Raw genomic sequence first — 19,293 nt, forward strand, 5'->3', positions numbered from 1 at the left:
GTGACGCTCCCCGGGTGGTGACCCGGTCGGCGACACCTCAGGCGCGCGGTGCCGGGTCCTGGTCGGGCCCGGACGCCGACGCTTCCGTGTCGGTCGTGTCGGTGGTGTCCACGTCGGTCGCGGCCTGGGCCGTGCCGTCGGGGTCACCGTCGGTCTCGGTCTGCGCATCGGCTTCCGGGGCGTGGGAACGACCCGGCAGCTCGACACCGTCCTCGCGACCGGGATGCAGCCGGCCGATGACGACGAACGCGACGAGGGCTCCCAGGCCCACGACGATCGAGGTCCACACGTTCAGCCGCAGCCCGAGCACCATCTCGGCGGTGTCGATGCGGAGCATCTCGATCCACACCCGTCCGAGGGTGTAGAGCGCGACGTAGGCCCAGAATACCCTCCCATGACCGAGCCTGTACCGGCGGTCGAGCCAGAGCAGAAGTGCGGCCGCGGCGAGGTTCCAGACGATCTCGTACAGGAACGTGGGGTGGAACAGCGTGCCCTCGGCGTACTGCATCCCCGTGGCCGGGTCGATCGGCAGGTTGCCGGCATCGATCTCCAGGCCCCACGGCAGGTCGGTCGGGGCGCCGAACAGCTCCTGGTTGAACCAGTTGCCCAGCCGGCCGATCGCCTGGGCCACGAGCAGGCCGGGCGCCAGGGCGTCTGCGAAGGACGACAGCCGCACGCCGAGCCGACGACAGCCGATCCACGCGCCGACGGCGCCCAGGGCGACGGCACCCCAGATCCCGAGGCCGCCCTCCCAGATGTAGAGCGCGCTGACGGGGTCCCCGCCCTCGCCCCAGTACGGGTCGGGCGTGGAGATCACGTGGTAGAGCCGCCCCCCGACGATGCCGAACGGGACCGCCCAGAAGGCGATCTCGAGCACGTCGTCCGGATCACCGCCGCGGGCCTTCCACCGTCGCATGGTCAGCCAGGCCGCGACGACGATCCCGGCGAGGATCGCCAGAGCGTAGGCCCGGATCGGCAGCGGACCGACGTACCACGTGTGCTGCGACGGGCTGGGGATCGAGGCGGCGAGCTGGCCGATGACGGTCACGAGACTCCTCCGGTCGTGCGGGCGCGCGCGACTCCGGCCGCGAGCTCGGCGGTCACCCTGCCGAGGGCGTCCAGCCGCTCGGCCCACGGGTCGTCAGACAACAGGGTGCGCACGAGCGTCGACCCGACGATGACCCCGTCGGCGAACCGGCCCACCTCGGCGGCCTGGTCACCGGTGGAGACGCCCAGGCCCACGCACACGTGCCGGGCGCCCGCGGCACGTGTGTCGGCGACCAGCTCCTCGGCCCGTCGGCCGACGGACTCCCGCGCACCCGTGACGCCCATGGTCGACGCGGCGTAGACGAACCCGCGCGACGCCCGCGCGGTCAGCCGCAGGCGTTCGGGCGTCGAGCTCGGCGCCACGAGGTAGACCTTGTCCAGCCCGTGCTCGTCGGCCGCCGCGCTCCATTCGTCCGCCTCGTCGGGGATCAGGTCGGGTGTGATCATCCCCGCACCGCCGGCACCTGCCAGGTCGCGGGCGAAGGCACCGACGCCGTACCGCAGCACCGGGTTGTAGTAGGACATCACCAGCGCCGGGACGGTGCCGCCCGACCGGTCCGAGACGGCCTCGACGACGGACAGGACGTCGCGCACGCGCGCGCCGGCCAGCAGCGCGGCCTCCGCGGCACGCTGGATGACCGGACCGTCCATCACGGGGTCCGTGTAGGGCACCCCGATCTCGACCACGTCGACGCCGGCGTCGACCATCGTCGTCACCGCCTCGATCGAGCGCTGCACGTCCGGGAACCCGACGGGCAGGTAGCCCACGAGCGCCGCCCGGCCGGCACCGGCCAGCTCGTCCAGGCGCGCCGCGGTCTTCGACGATGTCACCGTCCCGGTCACCGGTCCCCCTCCGTCGCGTCGTCGTCGAGCAGGCCGAACCAGCGCGCGGCCGTCGCGACGTCCTTGTCCCCGCGGCCCGAGAGGTTGATGAGCAGGACCTGCTCCGAGCGTCCCTCGGCGACCAGCCGGCGTCCGAGCCGCAACGCACCGGCCAGCGCGTGCGCCGACTCGATCGCGGGGATGATGCCCTCGGTGCGGCACAGCAGCCGGAAGGCCTCCATGGCCTCGGCGTCCGTGACCGGTTCGTAGGTGGCGCGTCCGATGTCGTGCAGCCACGAGTGCGCGGGGCCCACGCTCGGGTAGTCGAGGCCGGCCGAGACCGAGTGGCTGGGCCGCGTCTGCCCGTCGTCGTCCTGGAGCAGGTAGGAACGGGCCCCGTGCAGCACGCCGGGCGCGCCACCCGAGAACCGGGCCGCGTGCCGGCCGGACTCTATGCCTTCTCCCCCGGCCTCGAACCCGTAGAGCTCGACCTGCGGGTCGTCCAGGAACGCGTTGAACAGCCCGAGGGCGTTGGACCCGCCGCCCACGCACGCCGCGACGGCGTCGGGCAGCCGCCCGACGCGCTCGAGGACCTGCTCGCGGGCCTCCTCGCCGATGATCCGGTGGAACTCGCGGACCATCTCCGGGAAGGGGTGGGGACCGGTCACGGTGCCCAGGAGGTAGTGGGTGTCGTCGACGTTGGTGACCCAGTCGCGCAGCGCCTCGTTGATCGCGTCCTTGAGCGTGCGGGTGCCGATCGCCACCGGCACGACCGTCGCGCCGAGGAGCTCCATGCGTGCCACGTTCAACGCCTGGCGCTGCGTGTCCTCCTCGCCCATGTAGACCACGCACTCGAGGCCGAGCAGGGCGGCCGCCGTCGCCGTCGCGACACCGTGCTGGCCGGCACCGGTCTCCGCGATGACGCGCGTCTTGCCCATGCGCTTGACGAGCAGCGCCTGGCCGAGCACGTTGTTGATCTTGTGCGAGCCGGTGTGGTTGAGGTCCTCGCGCTTGAGGAGCACCCGGACCGGGGCGACGCCGTCGCCGTCCGCCGGCGCGATGTGCTCGGCGAACCGCGGCACCTCCGTCAGCGGCGAGGGACGGCCGGTGTAGTCACGGTGCAGGCGGGACAGCTCCGCCGCGAAGCCGGGGTCGTCCTGAGCCTTGCGGAACTCCGTCTCCAGCTCGTCCAGCGCGGCGATCAGCGCCTCGGGGACGTACCGTCCGCCGAACTGCCCGAAGTACGGGCCGTGGACGTCGGCGAGCTTCTCGGCCACCTGGTGAGCCAGGGTCTCGGTCAGCGCGGATCGCACGGGCTGCTCGGGCTGCTCGGGCACAGGCGCTCCTTCAGGGCGTCGGGGGGGCAGGTCGGTACGGCGGCGTCCGCCACGGGGTCACGGCTGGGCGGCGGGACGCACGGACCACAGGGCCGGGTGCTGACCGGCGGCCACCAGGTCCGCGACCGAGCGGCGCGGTTCGCCGTCCGTCACCAGGGCCTCGCCGACCAGGACGGCGTGGGCACCGGCGCGAGCGTAGTCCATGACGTCGTGCGGACCGCGCACCCCGGACTCGGCGACGCGGACCACGTCGTCAGGGATGAGCGGCGCCAGCCGCCCGAAGGTGTCCCTGTCGACCTCGAGCGTCTTGAGGTTTCTCGCGTTCACGCCGACCACGCGGGCACCGGCGTCCAGGGCGCGCCGCACCTCGTCCTCGGAGTGCACCTCCACGAGCGCCGTCATCCCGAGGGAGTGGACACGCTCGACGAGCGACGTCAGGACCGTCTGCTCGAGCGCCGCGACGATGAGCAGCACGACGTCGGCGCCGTGCGCCCGCGCCTCCCACACCTGGTACGGGGTCACGACGAAGTCCTTGCGCAGCACGGGGACGTCGACGCGCGCGCGCACCGCGTCGAGGTCGGCCAGGCTGCCGCCGAAGCGCCGCTGCTCGGTGAGCACGGAGATCACGCTCGCGCCGCCCGCCGCGTACTCGACCGCCAGGGCTGCGGGATCGGTGATGTCCGCCAGGGCGCCCTTGCTCGGGCTCGACCGCTTCACCTCGGCGATGACGGCGACCTTGTCCTCGGACAGCAGCCGACCGCAGCACTCGAGGGCTCCCGGGACCCTGGCGGCACGTTCCTTCAGTTCGTCGAGCGAGGTGCGGGCCTGCCGCACGGCGAGATCCTCGCGGACTCCCGCGACGATGTCCTCCAGGACCGTCATGCTCTCCCCTCCCTCGTCGTCTTGCTGCCATGGTAGGCCCGTCTCACCGGCGCGCCGACCACCGCCCGAGGGTCGAGACGCCCGTGCAGGGCGCGCGCCGCGGCCCGCCGCGCCCCGCGGCCCACATCGTTATCGCTCCGTGACGGCATGCTGCTCCGACGCGACGGCGCCCGCACCTGGTCGGGTGCGGGCGCCGTCGGAGTCGTGCGGGCGGTCGCGTGGTCAGTGCGAGCCGGCAGGACGGCGGGGCTCCACGCCGTCCTTGGGCTGGCCGTACCCCATGTTGCGCAGGACGAGACCGGCCACGCAGGCGAGCAGCACGATCACCAGCCCCACCCAGAACAGCACGAACGGGACGCCGGGCAGGCAGCCGACCGACGACACGAGAGCACCGGCCATGATGCCGATCATGGCCGTCCAGGCCGCGACGGTGTGGCCGTGGTTCGTGGGCGGGACCGCGTCCGGCAAGTAGATCGGCTCGGCGGTGGTGTTGTCGGTCATGTGCGGGGCAAACCTTTCGTCGCGTGCTGCTGGGGTCAGACTACCGGTCGGCGGACGGGTCGGTGCCGTGCGAGAGGGCGTCCCAGTCCGCCTGGGCGTCCGGGTCGCGGTCGGCGGGTCCGCCGGGCCCGGGGGCGCTCCGGGGACCGGCACCGGCCCGCTCGTGCCGCCGGTCCCCGAGGGTCCACGAGCGCACCCCCAGGGCCGCGAGCGCCGAGACCAGGACGACGGCGGCACCCACGGCGACGGTCAGCCACGGCCAGGCCGTGACCGTCACCGGCGAGGTGAGGGTGGTCACGCCGGCGGCGTCCGCCGCGGCCGCGACGGCCGGCGCCTGCGGGTCCTGGAGCACGGCTCCGGCACCGAGGGCCACGGTGGCACCGGCCAGGGCGGTGGCGGCCAATGCGACCCACCGCGCCACGCGCCCCGCCAGCGTCGCCGCGAGAGCCCCCGCCAGGACGACGAAGGCGGCCGCGCTCACCGCCGGCGCCGCCGTCGTGCCCGGCACCTCCACCGCGACCTGCGGCTCGAGGGCCGTGGCGACGGTGGTGCGCAACCACACGGGGGCCGACACGGCGAACGCCGCGCCACCCAGCACCAGCAGGAGGACGACGGCGCGGGACCGTGAACGGATCACGGCGCCGTCCCCGCTCCCGCCGGGCTCGCCGCGGGCGAGGCGCCGAGGTCGGCGAACCGCGCGGCGAGCTGCACCGCCCGGACGGCCGCCGCGGCCTTGTTGCGCGACTCCTCGTACTCCAGCGCCGGCACCGAGTCCGCGACGATCCCGCCGCCGGCCTGCACCGAGGCACGTCCGTCGCGCAGCAGGGCGGTCCGGATGGCGATCGCCATGTCCATGTTCCCGCCGAAGTCGAAGTAGCCGCAGGTCCCCCCGTAGATGCCGCGGGAAGCCGGCTCCAGCTCGTCGATCATCGCGATCGCCCGCGGCTTCGGCGCGCCGGACAGGGTCCCCGCGGGGAACGTCGCCCGGAACGTGTCGAGCGCCGTCGCCCCGGGGCGCAGGCGCCCGACGACGGTCGAGCACAGGTGCATGATGTGGCTGAAGCGACGCACCGTCATGTACTCCACGACCTCCACCGAGGTGGGCTCGCACACCTTGACCATGTCGTTGCGGGACAGGTCCACCAGCATGAGGTGCTCGGCCCGTTCCTTGGGGTCGGCGAGCAGCTCCTCGGCGAGCTCGACGTCGTCCTCGACCTTCTCCCCACGGGGCCGCGAGCCCGCGATCGGGTACGTGGTCACGGACCTGTCGTCGACCTTCACCAGGGTCTCCGGGCTCGCCCCGACGACGGCGAAGTCACGCCCGCGGTGGTCGGCGAGCTGGAAGTAGTACATGTACTGGCTCGGGTTGATCGTGCGCAGCGCGCGGTACACGTCGAGCGGCGGGGCCGGGCAGTCGAGGTCGAGCCGCTGGGACAGCACGACCTGGAACACCTCGCCGTCGCGCACCCCTTCCTGGCCCGCCAGGACGGCGTTCTCGTACTCGGCACGCGTGGAGCGGAACTCGATCTCCGGCTCGGTCACGTCGTCGCGCAGCACGGTCCGTTCGGCGCGGTGCGAGACCGCCAGCCGCTCCGCGAGCAGGTCGAGCCGGGCGACGGCGTCCGCGTGCGCCTCGTCGACGCGCTCGTCCGTGCCGTCGGCGTTGATCGCGTTGGCGATGAGCCACACCGACCCCGTCAGGTGGTCCACGGCCACCAGGTCCGTGGCCAGGGTCAGGGCCACCTCCGGCACGTCGAGCTCGTCGGGCGCGTCCGCCGGGAGGGTCGGCTCCCAGTGGCGCACCACGTCCCAGCCCATCGCTCCGACGAACCCGCCGGTCAGCGGCGGCAGGCCCTCCACCGGCACGGTCCGCAGGGCCTCCAGCGCGGACTCCAGGACGTCGACGACGTCGCCCTCCACGGGGATCCCGGCCGGCACGTCCCCGGTCCACACCGCCCGCCCGCCGTCGGACAGCAGCGTCGCGCGCGCCTCGACGCCGACGAACGACCACCGCGACCAGGACCGGCCCGCCTCCGCGGACTCCAGCACGAACGTGCCGGGCCGCCCGCCGGCCAGCGAGCGGTACAGACCGACGGGGGTCACGTCGTCGGCCAGGACGCGACGGACCACGGGGATGACGCGACGATCGCGCGCCAGCTCGCGGAAGGTGTCCAGGCGCGGCCACGTCGCACCCCAGGTGAGGTCCTCGGCCGTGGGCGCGACGGCGGGGGCCGCGGGACGGGGCGGGGTGGTGGGCGTGCCGGCGTTCGTCACCGGACCTCCTCGTTCTCGTCAGGGTGCTCGGCAGGGCTCGCGTCGGGGCGGGTACCGACGACGGCGGGCAGCTCGCCGCCAGCGTCGAAGCAGGTGGGCGCGCCGGTGTGGCAGGCGGCGCCGACCTGGTCCACCCGGACGAGCAGGGCGTCGCCGTCGCAGTCGATCGCGACGCTCTTCACGTACTGGAAGTGACCGGAGGTGTCACCCTTGCGCCAGTACTCCGACCGCGACCTGCTCCAGAACGTCACCCGCCCCTCGGACAGGGTGCGGCGCAACGCCTCGTCGTCCATCCAGCCCAGCATGAGCACGTCCCCGCTGTCGTGCTGCTGCACGATCGCAGCGACCAGTCCCTGGTCGTCGCGCTTGAGGCGGGCGGACAGCTCGGCTCGCAGCGGACCGTCGTTCAGTTCGGGCAGGTCAGGCACAGCCGACATCATCCCACGCTCCGCGGCGTGCCGAGCGGGGCGTCCACCGCCGCGGAGCCGGCCCCCGGCCCGCGTGACGCCGCCCGACGCCGCGCCCGGTACGCCGCGGCCTTGACCCGGTTGCCGCACCCGTCCATGCCGCACCAGGTACGCCGGGCGCCCCGCGAGCGGTCCAGGAAGAGGCGGGTGCACCCGGGGCGGGCGCACTCCTTGAGGCGTGCGCCGGGGTCGCCCAGCACGTCGACAGCGCCCCGAGCGATCTGGGCGAGCACCGCTCGCAGGTCACCCTCCCGGCGGATCCCGTCGTCGCCGAGGGTCACCGCGGGCGCCGGCCCGGCCGCGGCGGCGTTGACGCCCCCGAGGGCCCGCGGGTCGAACGACCTGCCGCGGACCCGGTCGAGGGCGAGCCGGTGGACCGCTTCGCGCAACGAGAGCGCGGCGGCGAAGGAGGTCTCGTCGACGGTCACGCGGTCCGGCAGCGGTTCGCACCGCGCGATCCATCGCTCGAGGTCGCCCGGCTCCCCCAGCAGGTCGAGCCGCTGGTCCTCGCGGGACAGCACCGTGCCGACGAGGTCGAGGGCCGGGTCGCCGCTCACGAACGCGAAGTCCACATCACCATCTTGACCGGTGACGTCGCCGGGGCGCAAGATCGTCACGGGTTCAGGCGGTGACGACGACGGGAGATCATCATGGTGGCCCACGACAGCGCCTCGCAGGACGCTGCGGCGCGCACGGTCGGGTTGCAGGGCGTCGAGGTCGTCGTGCTCGACGTGCTCGGCACGCTCGTCGACGAGCCCGGCGGGCTGCGCGCCGCGATCCGCGAGGCGGCACCCGGGCGCGACGAGCCCGCCGTCGACGAGCTGTTCGCCGCGTGGACGCGGCACCGGGACCGTGAGCAAGGGCGCGTCGCACGGGGCGAGCGGGCCTACGCCAGCACCGACGTCATCGACCGCGAGGCCGCCGAGGAGGTCGCCGACCGTGCCGGGCTCACGGACCCGGCGGCGGTCGACCGCCTGGCCACGGCCGCCCGCCGCCTCTCCCCCTGGCCGGACACCGTCGCCGCGCTCGAGCGCCTCGCCGGCCGCCTGCCCGTGCTGGCCCTGTCCGATGCGAGCCACGCCACGCTGATGCGGCTGGGCGCGCACGCCGGGCTGCGCTGGCACCTCGCCCTGTCCGGCGAGGCGGTCCGCGCCTACAAGCCGGCGCGGGAGGTCTACCGGCTCGCCCTCGACGCCGCGGGCAGCCGGCCGGACCGGGTGCTCATGGTGGCGGCGCACGGCTGGGACCTCCGCGCGGCCCGGGCGTGCGGCCTGCGCACCGCCTGGGTGCGGCGGCCGGTCGGCGCAGCACCGACGGCCGGCGACGACGTCGACAGCCGGTTCGACGGCCTGGACGAGCTCGCGACCGCGCTCGGGGCGAGATAGCCCGGACCGGTCAGCGGGTCTGGGCCATCCAGCTCGCGTGCATCCGGGCGTACACGCCGTCCGCCGCCGCCAGCTCGGCGTGCGAGCCCACCTCGACCACGTGGCCGTCGTCGACCACGACCACCAGGTCGCTCGACTCGGCGGTCGACAGCCGGTGCGCGATCGTGATCGTCGAGCGGCCCGACGTGAGCGCGTCGAGCGCCCGGGCGATACGCACCTCGGTGGCGGGGTCGACGGCGGAGGTCGCCTCGTCGAGGACCAGCAGGTCGGGCGCGGCGAGATAGGCGCGGGCGACCGCCACGAGCTGACGCTCCCCCGCCGACAGCGACTCCCCGCGCTGGCCCACGTCCGTGTCCAGGCCCGCGGGCAGGTCCGCCACCCAGTCCGTCAGGCCCAGGGCGTCGAACGCCGCGGCGACCCGCTCGCGCACCTCGGCGCCGTCGGCGGCCCCGGCGCTGCCCGGGCCGCCCGGCGCACGCAGCCCGTAGGCGGCGTTGCTCAGGACCGTGCCGTCGAACAGGAACCCCTCCTGCGGGACCAGCACCACGCGCTCGCGCAGGCGGGCGAGGGAGATCTCGCGCAGGTCCGTCCCGTCGAGCTCGACCCGGCCCGACGTCGGGTCCATCAGCCGTGCGACGAGCTTGGCGACCGTCGTCTTGCCCGAGCCGGTCTGGCCGACCACCGCGATCTTGCGGCGGGCCGGCAGGTCGAGGTCGATGCCGTGCAGCACCTCCGGCCCGTCCGGGTAGGAGTACCGGACCCCCCGCAGCGTGACGCGGGCGTCGCCGCGCGGGCTGTCGGCGCCGTCGGCTCCCGCGTCCACGACGTCCAGCGGCGTCTCGACGACGGCCAGCACCCGCCGCCAGCCGGCGACCGCGTTCTGCAGCTCGTTGAGGATCTCGGTGGCCATCTGCACGGGCCCGGTGAACAGCTGGACGAGGAACAGGAAGGCCACGAGCTCGCCGGCGGTGAGCCCGCCACCGATGCCCAGGTAGGCGCCCACCACGACGACCACGGCGAGCACCAGGTTGGCCATGAAGGTCCCGGACGAGAACACGCTGCCCACCAGCAGCATCGCCCGACCCTGAGCCACGCGCGTGCGTTCGACCGCGGCGTCCACGCGACGGCCGGTCCGGTCCGCCACCCCGTAGGCCCGCACGGTCTCGGCGCCGACGACGGCCTCCGAGACGGCCCCGAGCATCGCCCCGATCCGCTCGCGCACCCGCCCGTACGCCCGCCCGACGGCGCGCTGGGCATAGCGCAGCACCAGGAACAGCGGGACGAAGCACGCCCAGACCACGACGGTCAGCAACGGCGAGTAGACGGCCATGAGGACCGTGGCGACGACGATCTGCAGCGAGCTGACCAGCAGCATGATGCCGCCCCACTGCACGAACTGGGAGATGGTGTCCACGTCGCTGGTGACCCGGGAGACCAGCGAACCGCGGCGCTCGGTGCCCTGGGACAGGGTGGACAGGTCGTGCACGTGCCGGAACGCCCGCTCGCGCAACGCGGCCAGCCCGGCCTCCGTGCTGCGGAACAGCCGGATGTTGACGACCGCCGTACACAGCCCGGCGACGAGGACGGCTCCGGCGGCCAGCCCGGTGAGCAGCACCACACGGGTCGCGTCCGGCCCGCCGTCGGCCAGGATGCCGTCGTCGATGGTGCGCTGGACCGCCAGGGGGACGACCACGCGGCCGGCGGCCGCGAGCACGGCCAGCGCGAGCGTGAGCCAGATGCCGTGCACGATCTGCGGTGAGATCTCCACGCCGCGGCGCAGGGTGGCCAGCACGCCGAGCTCGCTGGCCGAGGCGATGCGCGACTCGCTCATCGGGCCACCTCCTCCTCGTCCCACGGTCGATGGACGTCGGTGCCCGCCGCCCGCTCGTCCGCGAGCTCCTGCTCCCGCCGCGCCGTCTCGGTCTCGTAGGCGGTGGCGAGCTCCCGGTAGCCGGCGTCCCGCGCCAACAGCTCGGCATGCGTGCCCACGTCGACCACGTGCCCGCCGTCCAGGTGGACCACGACGTCGGCCATGGTCACCGACGACATGCGGTAGGCGACCATCACGACCGTCGTCGCGCGGCGCCCGTCGGCCGTCGCCGCGAGACCGGTGAGGATCTGCTGCTCGACACGAGGGTCCACCGCGCTCGTCGCGTCGTCCAGGACCAGGAGCCGCGGCCGGCGCACCAGTGCCCGCGCGATGGCGAGGCGCTGGCGCTGCCCGCCCGACAGGTTGGCCCCGCGCTCGCCCAGCGGGGCGTCGAGCCCCTCGGGCAGCGCCCGCACGACGTCGTCGACGTGCGCCAGGCGCAACGCCTCCCACACGGCGGCGTCCACGTCCGGGCCCGTCTCGTCGGCCAGGGTGACGTTCGCCCGCACCGTGTCCTCGAAGACGAAGGTCTGCTGGGCCACGAGAGCGACCTGGGCCGGGACCTCCCCGTCGGCGAGGGTGCGCAGGTCGGCGCCGTCGAGCGACACGGTCCCCCGGGTGGGGTCGCTCAACCGGCTCAGCAGCGAGACGAGCGTCGTCTTGCCGGCTCCCGTGGGGCCGACCACCGCCACGGTGCTGCCGGCGCCGACGTCGAGACTGACGTCGTCGAGCAGCGTGGCGGTCCGCCCGATCGAGGGCACGTCCACCCCGACGCCCTCGAGCCGGACGGCCAGCCCGGCCCGGCCGCGCGGGAGCGGGTCGGTGCCGGCGGCGATCTCCCCCCGGGCGTCGAGCACCCGGGTGATGCGCTCGTGCCCCACGAGGGCCCGTGGCAGCTCGCCGAGCACCCAGCCGAAGGCACGCACCGGCACCGCCATGATCGTCAGGAGGTACGCCGCGGTGACGACGTCGCCGACGTCCACGGCTCCGCTCGCCGCCTGCCACGCCCCGACGGCCAGGACCAGGAGCGTGCCCAGGCTGGGCAGGAGCTCGATCACCGGGTCGAAGACGGCACGGACCGTCCCCACCCGGACGTTCGCCGCCCGCAGGGCGTCGGTGCGCTCGGCGAACCGCCGTTCCTCGCGGTCCGCCGTCCCGAGGGACTTGACCAGCAGCGCCGCCTCGAAGGACTCGTGCGCGACGTCGGCGACCTCCGCGCGCAGCTGCTGCGCCCGGGTGGCCGCCGGCGACATGTGCCGCTGGAAGACGAGGTTCGCGACGATCGCGGCGGGGATGACGACGAGTGCGGCGGCGGCGAGCCACGGGTCGGTGGCGACCAGCATGACCGTCGCGACGCCGATCATCACCACGACGCCGAGGGCGAACGGCAGCGGGTTGAACACGCCGGTGGCCGCCTCGACGTCGGCGCTGGCGTTCGACAGCAGCTGGCCGGCGGGGTGCGCCCGGTGCCAGGACATGGGCAGGCGCAGGTACTGACGCGACAACGCCCGACGGTGCTGGGCCTGCAGCCCGGCGTTGCCCCAGCCCGCCCAGATCCGCCGGCCCGCGACCGACAGCGCGAGGGTCAGCGCGACCAGCGCGAGCACGCCACCGGCCAGCCAGATGTCCTCGCGCGCCGCCGGGTCCCCGCCCAGGGCCGGCACGACGACCGCGTCGGTCGCCCAGCCGACGGCGCGGCTGACCGCGACCGTGGCAGCGCCGAACACGGCCGAGGCGGCGACCGCCAGCCCGTACAGGCGGGGCTCCGCACGCATCCCGCGCCACAGGAGCGCCGCGCTGCGGCGCAGCCTCGACCCCGGGAGGGTGGTCGTCTCGGGGCCGGGTCCGGGCACAGCATTCCTCGCAGTCGTCGGGGATCGAATCGATCCTAACGTCCGCGGCGAGGACGCCGTGATCAGCGCACGTCGACGCCCGCCGCGCGCATCGCGTCCTTGACCTGTCCGACCGTGAGCGTCCCGAAGTGGAACACGCTCGCGGCCAGGACGGCGTCGGCACCCGCCCGGGCGGCCTCGACGAAGTGCTCGGGGGTCCCCGCACCGCCGGACGCGATGAGCGGCACCGACACCCGCTGCCGCACGGCCGTCAGCATCTCCAGGTCGAAGCCGCCGGTGGTGCCGTCGGCGTCCATGGAGTTGAGCAGGATCTCACCGGCACCGAGCCGCGCGGCGCGCTCCGCCCACTCCACCGCGTCGATGCCGGTTCCCCGGCGCCCGCCGTGGGTCGTGACCTCGTAGCCGGACTCCGTGGTGATGTCACCGGTGACCCGGCGCGCGTCGACCGACAGGGTCAGCACCTGGTTGCCGAACCGGTCCGCGATCTCAGCGATCAGCTCAGGACGTGCGATGGCCGCCGTGTTCACGCCGACCTTGTCGGCGCCCGCCCGGAGGAGCCGGTCGACGTCGTCGGTGGTCCGGACCCCGCCGCCGACGGTGAGGGGCACGAAGACCTGGTCGGCGGTGCGCCGCACCACGTCGACCATCGTCTCCCGGCCGCCGGAGGAGGCAGACACGTCGAGGAACGTCACCTCGTCGGCGCCCTCGGTGTCGTACCGGTCGGCGAGCTCCACGGGGTCGCCGGCGTCCCGCAGGTTCGTGAAGTTCACGCCCTTGACGACGCGTCCGGCATCGACGTCCAGGCACGGGATCACCCGTACGGTTACGCTCATCTGCTGGTCACCCTCCAGTGGTCCGGTCCTCGGTCGCCTCGTCCTGGGCAGCCCGCGCGCTCGCGTCCGACGGTTCCCCGTCGGAGTCCTCCTCCGGGTCGTCCCCGGAGTCCTCTCCGGTGGTCTCCTCGGTGACCTGGTACCTCGCGTCGAGGATGTCGACGACGTACACGAGCGTCTCGTCCGCGAGGTCGCTGCCGGTGCCACCGTAGCCGAGCCGGGGCGGGACCACGAGCAGCACCTGGGAACCGACGGACTGCTCCAGCAGACCCTGGTCCCAGCCCTCGATGAGCCGGCCGATGCCGATCGTCTCGGACTGCGGCGCGACACCGTCGGCCCAGCTCGTGTCGAACACGGCGCCGTCGCTCCACCGCAGGGCCTCGTAGCGGACGGTGACCACCTGACCGACGTCGACCTGCGGCCCCGAGCCACGCACCAGCGGCTGCACCACCAGCTCGTCCGGCGGGTCGCCGTCCGGCAACCGCACCGACGGTGCGCCGTCCGGGTCGCGCACCACCTGCGGAAGCTCCTCGGACGTCTCCACGACGGTGCCCGACGCCCGGGTGGGCAGCACGTCGACGACGAGCACGACCGGTACGTCGCCGTCCTTCTCGACCACCAGCACCCGGGCGCCGACCCGCTTGCCCCGCAGCGACTCGTGGAGGTTCTGCCCCAGCGACTCGGGGTCGAAGGTGTACCAGGCGGGCGCGTCGAGATAGGTGGAGGAGATCACGCTTCCGTCGCGGCCGTCCTCGGCGTACAGGTGCAGCAGCACCGGACCGCCGTCCTCGATCTCCTCGCCGGCCCCGGGCCGGATGGTCCGGGAGCCCGCGCGCACCACGTCGTACGGCTGCGGGTACTCCACGACGGGCGGCTCGCCCTCGGGACCGCTCACCTCGACCGGCGCCTGGGAGGGCGCCGTCGCGGGGGTCAGCTCCTCGAGCGGGGACGAGCACCCTGCGAGCACCAGCGCCACGGCGAGCCAGGCACCGACGGCGGCGGCGAGCGAGCGGGGACGACGGAGCACCGAGACAGTCTGCCACGCTCGCGGCGACGGCCCGCCCGGCCCGCGACCGCGACCGCGACCGTGGCCGTGGCCGTGGCCGTGGCCGGACCGTGCCTCACATCGACTCGATGAGCCGCTCCACCCGCTCGTCGACGTTGCGGAACGGGTCCTTGCAGAGCACGGTGCGCTGCGCCTGGTCGTTCAGCTTGAGGTGGACCCAGTCGACCGTGTAGTCCCGTCGGGCCTCCTGGGCGGCACGCACGAAGTCGCCGCGGAGCTTGGCGCGCGTCGTCTGCGGCGGGACCGCCGTCGACTCGAAGACCTCGAGGTCTGTCGCCACCCGGTCGACCATCCCCCGCGCCGCGAGCAGGTTGTACAGACCCTCGGTGCGGGAGATGTCGTGGTAGGCCAGGTCGAGGCGTGCGACCCGGGGGTCGTCGAGCGTGAGACCGTGCTTGGCCTGGTAGCGCTCGATGAGCCGCTTCTTGATGACCCAGTCGAGCTCGCGCTCGACGAGCGTCAGGTCGCCGGACTCGATGGCCCGCAACCCTCGCTCCCACAGGTCGAGGACCTGCTTGACCTGCGGCGTCAGCTCGAGGTGGGCCTCGACGTGCTCGCGCACCCGCTGGTAGTACTCGCCCTGCAGGTCGACCGCGGTGGCGGTCCGGCCGTTGGCGAGCTGCACCGGCGCCAGCCCCGAGGCATCGTGGCTGATCTCGCGGATCGCCCGGATCGGGTTCTCGAGGGTGAGGTCGCGCACGGGCACCCCCGCCTCGACCAGGCGCAGCACGAGGTCGGTGGCCCCGACCTTGAGCATCGTCGTCGTCTCCGACATCGACGAGTCGCCGACGATGACGTGCAGGCGCCGATAGTGCTCGGCGTCCGCGTGGGGCTCGTCGCGGGTGTTGATGATGGGCCGCGACCGGGTCGTCGCGCTCGACACGGCCTCCCAGATGTGGTCGGCCCGCTGGGACAGGCAGTAGGTCGCCCCCCGCGGGGTGGCCAGCACCTTGCCCGCGCCGGTCAGCACCTGGCGCGTGATGAGGAACGGCACCAGCACGTCGCTCAGCCTGGAGAAGTCCCCCTGCCGGCGCACCAGGTAGTTCTCGTGGCACCCGTAGGAGTTGCCCGCCGAGTCGGTGTTGTTCTTGAACAGGTGGACCTTGCCGGGCAGTCCTTCGTGCTCGAGACGCTGCTGGGCGTCGGCCACCAGACCCTCGAGGATCCGCTCGCCGCCCCGGTCGTAGGCCACCAGCTGGCGCACGTCGTCGCACTCGGCCGTCGCGTACTCCGGGTGCGAGCCCACGTCGAGGTACAGCCGCGAACCGTTGCGCAGGAACACGTTGGACGAACGCCCCCACGCCACCACCTTGCGGAAGAGGTAACGGGCGACCTCGTCCGCGCTGAGCCCGCGGCCGTCGTCGGCCGCGCACGTCACGCCGTACTCCGTCTCCAGCCCGAAGATCCGTCGGTCCATGGTGCTCCCTCAGTCGTCCTCGGCCAGCAGGTCCGCCAGAACGTCGCCGTGCAGGCGGCGGAACGTGCGCCGCGGCCGGTCGCGCTCGAGCACCGCGACCTCCAGGGCGGAAGCCGGGATCGACCGCTCGGCGCCGTCGGCGGCGACGGTCCCGTCCGGGGCCACCGCCCCGAGCGCGTGCACGGCGAGTCGCAGCACGTCCTCCAGGGCCATGCCCTCCGACCAGGTCTCACGGACGCGCGCGGTGAGCTGCTCGGCCTGCCCGCCCATGACCACGAACCCGTGCTCGTCGGCGACCGACCCGTCGTAGCTCAGCCGGTAGAGCTGGTCCTCCGCCGGGACGGCACCGACCTCGACCACGACCAGCTCCACCTCGAGGGGCTTGGACTCCGTGGTGAAGACCGTGCCGAGGGTCTGGGCGTACGCGTTGGCGAGCCCGCGCGCGGTGACGTCCGTGCGGTCGTAGGAGTAGCCGCGCAGGTCGGCGTACCGCACGCCGGCCACCCGCAGGTTCTCGAACTCGTTGTACTTGCCGACGGCGGCCAGAGCGATGCGGTCGTAGATCTCGGAGATCTTGTGCAGCGCACGCGACGGGTTCTCGGTGGCGAACGCGATCCCGCCGGCGTAGGCGAGGACGACGACGGAGCGCCCCCGCGCGATCCCCTTGCGCGCGAAGTCGGCCCGGTCCTTCATCAGCTGCTCGGGCGAGACGTAGAAGGGCATGCTCATGCGCGTCGTCCTTCCTCGCTGCGAGCCTCGACGATGCGGCCGACGACGGCGGCGAGCGCGTCGTCGTCCACGCGACGGTAGCCGTCGGCCGTCACGGTGGCCACGACGGGCCAGATCTTGCGGACCGTGTCCGGTCCCCCGGTGGCGCTGTCGTCGTCGGCAGCGTCGTAGAGCGCCTCCACGGCGACCGAGACCGCGCCGTCGGCGTCGAGCCCGGTGCGCCACAGCTTCTTGAGCGCCCCGCGGGCGAAGACCGAGCCGGACCCCACCGAGTGGTGGTCGCGCTCCTCGTAGCGGCCGCCGGTCACGTCGAAGCTGAAGATCCGTCCGGTGCCCCGGTCACGGTCGTACCCGCCGAACAGCGGGACCACGGCCAGGCCCTGCAGCGCCATCGGCAGGTTGCCCCGGATCATCGTGGCGAGCCGGTTCGCCTTGCCGTCGAGGGAGAGCAGGGACCCCTCGATCTTCTCGTAGTGCTCCAGCTCCAGCTGGAACAGCCGCACGAGCTCCACGGCGATCCCGGCCGACCCGGCGATGCCGACGGCGGAGTACTCGTCCGCCGCGAAGACCTTCTCGATCTCCCGGCTCGCGATCATGCTGCCCATCGTCGCGCGCCGGTCGCCGGCCAGGACGACACCCTGCTCGCCGTCAGGGCCGCCGAACGTCAGCGCGACGATCGTCGTCGCGTGCGGGGCGAGCTCCGCCGTCGCCGGCGCACCGGTCCCGGGCGTCGACCGGTTGCCGGGCAGCAGCTCCGGGGCGTGCGCCCCGAGAAAGTCCACGAACGAGCTCGACCCCGGACGCAGGAAGGCGTCCGGGAGCCGGCCGGAGGCGTCAGCAGGACTCATCGGCACTCACTGCCCACCCTTCTGCACGAACCCCCGGACGAACGACTCGGCGTTCGACTCCAGGACCTCGTCGATCTCCTCCAGCAGCGAGTCGACCTCCGCGTCGGAGTCGGACGTCTGGGGCGCGACCGGTTCCGGGGCCTCCACGTCGTCGTCGGGCGTGCGGTCGTCGCGCTGCGGGTTGATGCGTTCCTGACCTGCCATGGTCCGCCTCCTTCATCGTTCCTGCGAGGTGGGGTCAGCCTATGCCGTGCCGGGGACGCCGCGAGCCGCACGGCTCACGTGTCGCCCCGCAGACCGTCGAGCAGCGCCGCGGCGTCCGGGCTGGCGTCCAGCAGCGCCCCCACGTTCGCGGCCGTGCCGCGTAGCGGGTCCAGCATGGGGACCCGCTGCAGGGACGCGGTGCCGGCGACGTCGAAGATCACCGAGTCCCAGCTCGCCGCGGAGATCTCGTCCGGGTAGCGCTCCATGACCTCCCCGCGGAACCACGCCCGGGTGTCCTGCGGCGGGTGGTGCACGGCCCGGGCCACCTCGTCCTCGGTGACCAGCCGCTCGACGGCGCCCGCGGCCACCAGGCGGTGGTAGATGCCGCGCTCGGGGCGCACGTCCGACCACTGCAGGTCCATCGCGTGCAGCCGCGGGTGGTCCCAGGCGAGGCCGTCCCGCCGGCGCACGCGGTCCAGCAGCCGCAGCTTCGCGACCCATTCGACCTCGCGCGCGCAGGAGGCGGGATCCTCGCCCAGGCGCTCCACGACGGAACGCCACCGGTCCAGCACGGCGTCGGAGTCGTCGTCGTGCCCCAGCGCGGCGAGCGACCGGGCGACCACGTCGGCGTACCGGGACTGGATCTGCAGCGCCGTGGCCGTCGACCCGTCCGCGAGCGCGAGCGGGGTCGACAGGTCCAGGTCGCGCGAGACCCGGCGGACGTCGCCGACGGGGTCCGCCAGCCGCAGGGCCGCGAGCTCGGCCCGGGCGGGCACCCCCGCGTCGGCGAGCTCGTCGAGGTGCTCGGTCACCCACAGCACCAACGAGGTGGTGCCGAGCTTGAGGTACGTCGCGACCTCGAGGTGGTTGGCGTCGCCGAGGATGAGGTGCAGGCGCCGCCAACGCGTCCGGTCGGCGTGGGGCTCGTCGCGCGTGTTGACGATGGGCCGGCGCAGCGTGGTCTCCAGCCCGACCTCTGCCTCCATGTAGTCGGCCCGCTGGGAGAGCTGGAACCCCGCCTCATCGCCCGTCGGACCGAGCCCGACACGGCCGGAGCCGGTGAAGACCTGCCGCGTGACCAGGAACGGGGTGAGCATCTCGACGATCGTGACGAAGGCGAGCCCGCGGTCCACCAGGTAGTTCTCGTGGGTGCCGTAGCTGGCGCCCTTGCCGTCGACGTTGTTCTTGTACAGCACGACCTCGGATCCGGGTACCTGGGCGAGCCGTCGGGTCGCCGCGAGCATCACCCGCTCGCCCGCGACGTCCCACAGCACGCCGTCGCGCGGGTTGGTCACCTCGGGCGAGGAGTACTCCGGGTGCGCGTGGTCGACGTAGAGCCGCGCACCGTTGGTCAGGATGCAGTTCGCGGCGCTCGGGTCGTCGTACTCCTCGGACTCCGGCCGCTCGACCCGCTCCGGTGCCGCCGTGCTGCCGGCCGTCGGCCCGGAGGGCGCCGGGGCGTCGGGGTCGTCGGTGAGCAGCGAGGGGTGCGCCGAGGCTCGCTGGAGGTGGAATCCCCGGGCGTCGGCCAGGGGGTCCTCGTCGTCGTAGTCCCAGCGCGTCGGCGGGTGCCCGGGACGCCCGCCCTGCACGGACGCCCGGTAGGTGGTGACCACCTGGGAGCTCATCAACATCGGGTTGGCCGCCAGACGTCCCGGCGCCAGCACCCCGTACTCGGTCTCGATACCCATCACGCGTCGCACCGTCACGCACTCCACCCTATGCGGCGGTGCGGCACGCGCGGCGACCTGTCCACGT

General features: G+C 73.8%; 19 protein-coding genes. 1 reads left to right on the forward strand and 18 read right to left on the reverse strand.

Translation table 11 applies throughout. The annotated features are described in order from the left end of the window. Positions 1-37: 37 nt before the first annotated feature. The 9 genes from lgt to UQW22_RS15405 form a co-directional block, all read right to left on the reverse strand. The gene (gene lgt / locus UQW22_RS15365; RefSeq protein WP_407317945.1) at positions 38-1,048 is read right to left on the reverse strand and encodes a prolipoprotein diacylglyceryl transferase; all 1,011 of its coding nucleotides are present in this window, start codon (positions 1,046-1,048) and stop codon (positions 38-40) included. Further along, positions 1,045-1,890, reverse strand: a complete 846-nt coding sequence (trpA, locus tag UQW22_RS15370) for a tryptophan synthase subunit alpha (RefSeq protein ID WP_407317946.1) — start codon at positions 1,888-1,890, stop codon at positions 1,045-1,047. Before trpA ends, lgt begins: the two co-directional genes overlap by 4 nt. Further along, positions 1,887-3,182, reverse strand: a complete 1,296-nt coding sequence (gene trpB, locus UQW22_RS15375; protein ID WP_407320831.1) for a tryptophan synthase subunit beta — start codon at positions 3,180-3,182, stop codon at positions 1,887-1,889. Before trpB ends, trpA begins: the two co-directional genes overlap by 4 nt. Positions 3,183-3,263: 81 nt before the next feature. Continuing rightward, positions 3,264-4,088, reverse strand: coding sequence for an indole-3-glycerol phosphate synthase TrpC (trpC, locus tag UQW22_RS15380; protein WP_407317947.1), 825 nt, complete (start codon positions 4,086-4,088; stop codon positions 3,264-3,266). A 222-nt stretch (positions 4,089-4,310) separates the two neighbouring features. Further along, on the reverse strand, positions 4,311-4,589 hold the full coding sequence (locus UQW22_RS15385; RefSeq protein WP_407317948.1) for an HGxxPAAW family protein: 279 nt from the start codon (positions 4,587-4,589) through the stop codon (positions 4,311-4,313). Positions 4,590-4,629: 40 nt separating this feature from the next. Beyond that, on the reverse strand, positions 4,630-5,226 hold the full coding sequence (locus UQW22_RS15390; RefSeq protein ID WP_407317949.1) for a Trp biosynthesis-associated membrane protein: 597 nt from the start codon (positions 5,224-5,226) through the stop codon (positions 4,630-4,632). Further along, positions 5,223-6,863, reverse strand: coding sequence for an anthranilate synthase component I (locus UQW22_RS15395; protein WP_407317950.1), 1,641 nt, complete (start codon positions 6,861-6,863; stop codon positions 5,223-5,225). The genes UQW22_RS15390 and UQW22_RS15395 overlap by 4 nt, the downstream gene beginning before the upstream one ends. Then, positions 6,860-7,300: a phosphoribosyl-AMP cyclohydrolase gene (hisI, locus tag UQW22_RS15400; protein ID WP_407317951.1), complete on the reverse strand. Its 441-nt coding sequence runs from the start codon at positions 7,298-7,300 to the stop codon at positions 6,860-6,862. The genes UQW22_RS15395 and hisI overlap by 4 nt, the downstream gene beginning before the upstream one ends. Beyond that, positions 7,300-7,902 (reverse strand): CGNR zinc finger domain-containing protein, encoded by a 603-nt coding sequence (locus UQW22_RS15405; RefSeq protein ID WP_407317952.1) that lies wholly within the window; start codon positions 7,900-7,902, stop codon positions 7,300-7,302. The genes hisI and UQW22_RS15405 overlap by 1 nt, the downstream gene beginning before the upstream one ends. Positions 7,903-7,980: 78 nt before the next feature. Here UQW22_RS15405 and UQW22_RS15410 point away from each other — a divergent pair, with 78 nt between their 5' ends. Continuing rightward, on the forward strand, positions 7,981-8,715 hold the full coding sequence (locus tag UQW22_RS15410) for a haloacid dehalogenase type II (protein ID WP_407317953.1): 735 nt from the start codon (positions 7,981-7,983) through the stop codon (positions 8,713-8,715). Positions 8,716-8,725: 10 nt separating this feature from the next. Here the strand turns inward: UQW22_RS15410 and UQW22_RS15415 are convergent, their stop codons facing one another. From UQW22_RS15415 to dop, 9 genes are all read right to left on the reverse strand, one after another. Then, the gene (locus UQW22_RS15415; protein ID WP_407317954.1) at positions 8,726-10,546 is read right to left on the reverse strand and encodes an ABC transporter ATP-binding protein; all 1,821 of its coding nucleotides are present in this window, start codon (positions 10,544-10,546) and stop codon (positions 8,726-8,728) included. Then, the gene (locus UQW22_RS15420; RefSeq protein ID WP_407320832.1) at positions 10,543-12,360 is read right to left on the reverse strand and encodes an ABC transporter ATP-binding protein; all 1,818 of its coding nucleotides are present in this window, start codon (positions 12,358-12,360) and stop codon (positions 10,543-10,545) included. Before UQW22_RS15420 ends, UQW22_RS15415 begins: the two co-directional genes overlap by 4 nt. A gap of 140 nt (positions 12,361-12,500) precedes the next feature. Further along, complete coding sequence (hisF, locus tag UQW22_RS15425) at positions 12,501-13,271, reverse strand: imidazole glycerol phosphate synthase subunit HisF (protein ID WP_407317955.1); 771 nt, start codon at positions 13,269-13,271, stop codon at positions 12,501-12,503. 7 nt (positions 13,272-13,278) lie between these two features. After that, positions 13,279-14,298: an FKBP-type peptidyl-prolyl cis-trans isomerase gene (locus UQW22_RS15430; RefSeq protein ID WP_407317956.1), complete on the reverse strand. Its 1,020-nt coding sequence runs from the start codon at positions 14,296-14,298 to the stop codon at positions 13,279-13,281. 94 nt (positions 14,299-14,392) lie between these two features. After that, positions 14,393-15,754, reverse strand: a complete 1,362-nt coding sequence (pafA, locus tag UQW22_RS15435) for a Pup--protein ligase (protein WP_407317957.1) — start codon at positions 15,752-15,754, stop codon at positions 14,393-14,395. Positions 15,755-15,763: 9 nt separating this feature from the next. After that, positions 15,764-16,483, reverse strand: a complete 720-nt coding sequence (gene prcA, locus UQW22_RS15440) for a proteasome subunit alpha (RefSeq protein ID WP_407317958.1) — start codon at positions 16,481-16,483, stop codon at positions 15,764-15,766. Next, positions 16,480-17,331, reverse strand: coding sequence for a proteasome subunit beta (gene prcB / locus UQW22_RS15445; protein WP_407317959.1), 852 nt, complete (start codon positions 17,329-17,331; stop codon positions 16,480-16,482). Before prcB ends, prcA begins: the two co-directional genes overlap by 4 nt. 6 nt (positions 17,332-17,337) lie before the next feature. Beyond that, positions 17,338-17,535, reverse strand: a complete 198-nt coding sequence (locus tag UQW22_RS15450) for a ubiquitin-like protein Pup (protein WP_407317960.1) — start codon at positions 17,533-17,535, stop codon at positions 17,338-17,340. 74 nt (positions 17,536-17,609) lie between these two features. Continuing rightward, positions 17,610-19,226: a depupylase/deamidase Dop gene (gene dop, locus UQW22_RS15455; RefSeq protein ID WP_407320833.1), complete on the reverse strand. Its 1,617-nt coding sequence runs from the start codon at positions 19,224-19,226 to the stop codon at positions 17,610-17,612. Positions 19,227-19,293: the final 67 nt, after the last annotated feature.

Source organism: Isoptericola halotolerans, from assembly GCF_045689585.1.
Taxonomy (GTDB): domain Bacteria; phylum Actinomycetota; class Actinomycetes; order Actinomycetales; family Cellulomonadaceae; genus Isoptericola; species Isoptericola halotolerans_B.

Excerpts from the sequence above, each read along its gene's own strand:
- UQW22_RS15420 (WP_407320832.1), bottom strand. The coding sequence starts at position 12,360 with ATGCGTGCGGAGCCCCGCCTGTACGGGCTGGCGGTCGCCGCCTCGGCC.
- trpC (WP_407317947.1), bottom strand. The coding sequence starts at position 4,088 with ATGACGGTCCTGGAGGACATCGTCGCGGGAGTCCGCGAGGATCTCGCC.
- hisF (WP_407317955.1), bottom strand. The coding sequence starts at position 13,271 with ATGAGCGTAACCGTACGGGTGATCCCGTGCCTGGACGTCGATGCCGGA.
- prcA (WP_407317958.1), bottom strand. The coding sequence starts at position 16,483 with ATGAGCATGCCCTTCTACGTCTCGCCCGAGCAGCTGATGAAGGACCGG.
- UQW22_RS15415 (WP_407317954.1), bottom strand. The coding sequence starts at position 10,546 with ATGAGCGAGTCGCGCATCGCCTCGGCCAGCGAGCTCGGCGTGCTGGCC.
- prcB (WP_407317959.1), bottom strand. The coding sequence starts at position 17,331 with ATGAGTCCTGCTGACGCCTCCGGCCGGCTCCCGGACGCCTTCCTGCGT.
- UQW22_RS15385 (WP_407317948.1), bottom strand. The coding sequence starts at position 4,589 with ATGACCGACAACACCACCGCCGAGCCGATCTACTTGCCGGACGCGGTC.
- dop (WP_407320833.1), bottom strand. The coding sequence starts at position 19,226 with ATGGGTATCGAGACCGAGTACGGGGTGCTGGCGCCGGGACGTCTGGCG.
- UQW22_RS15450 (WP_407317960.1), bottom strand. The coding sequence starts at position 17,535 with ATGGCAGGTCAGGAACGCATCAACCCGCAGCGCGACGACCGCACGCCC.
- UQW22_RS15410 (WP_407317953.1), top strand. The coding sequence starts at position 7,981 with ATGGTGGCCCACGACAGCGCCTCGCAGGACGCTGCGGCGCGCACGGTC.
- pafA (WP_407317957.1), bottom strand. The coding sequence starts at position 15,754 with ATGGACCGACGGATCTTCGGGCTGGAGACGGAGTACGGCGTGACGTGC.
- hisI (WP_407317951.1), bottom strand. The coding sequence starts at position 7,300 with ATGTCGGCTGTGCCTGACCTGCCCGAACTGAACGACGGTCCGCTGCGA.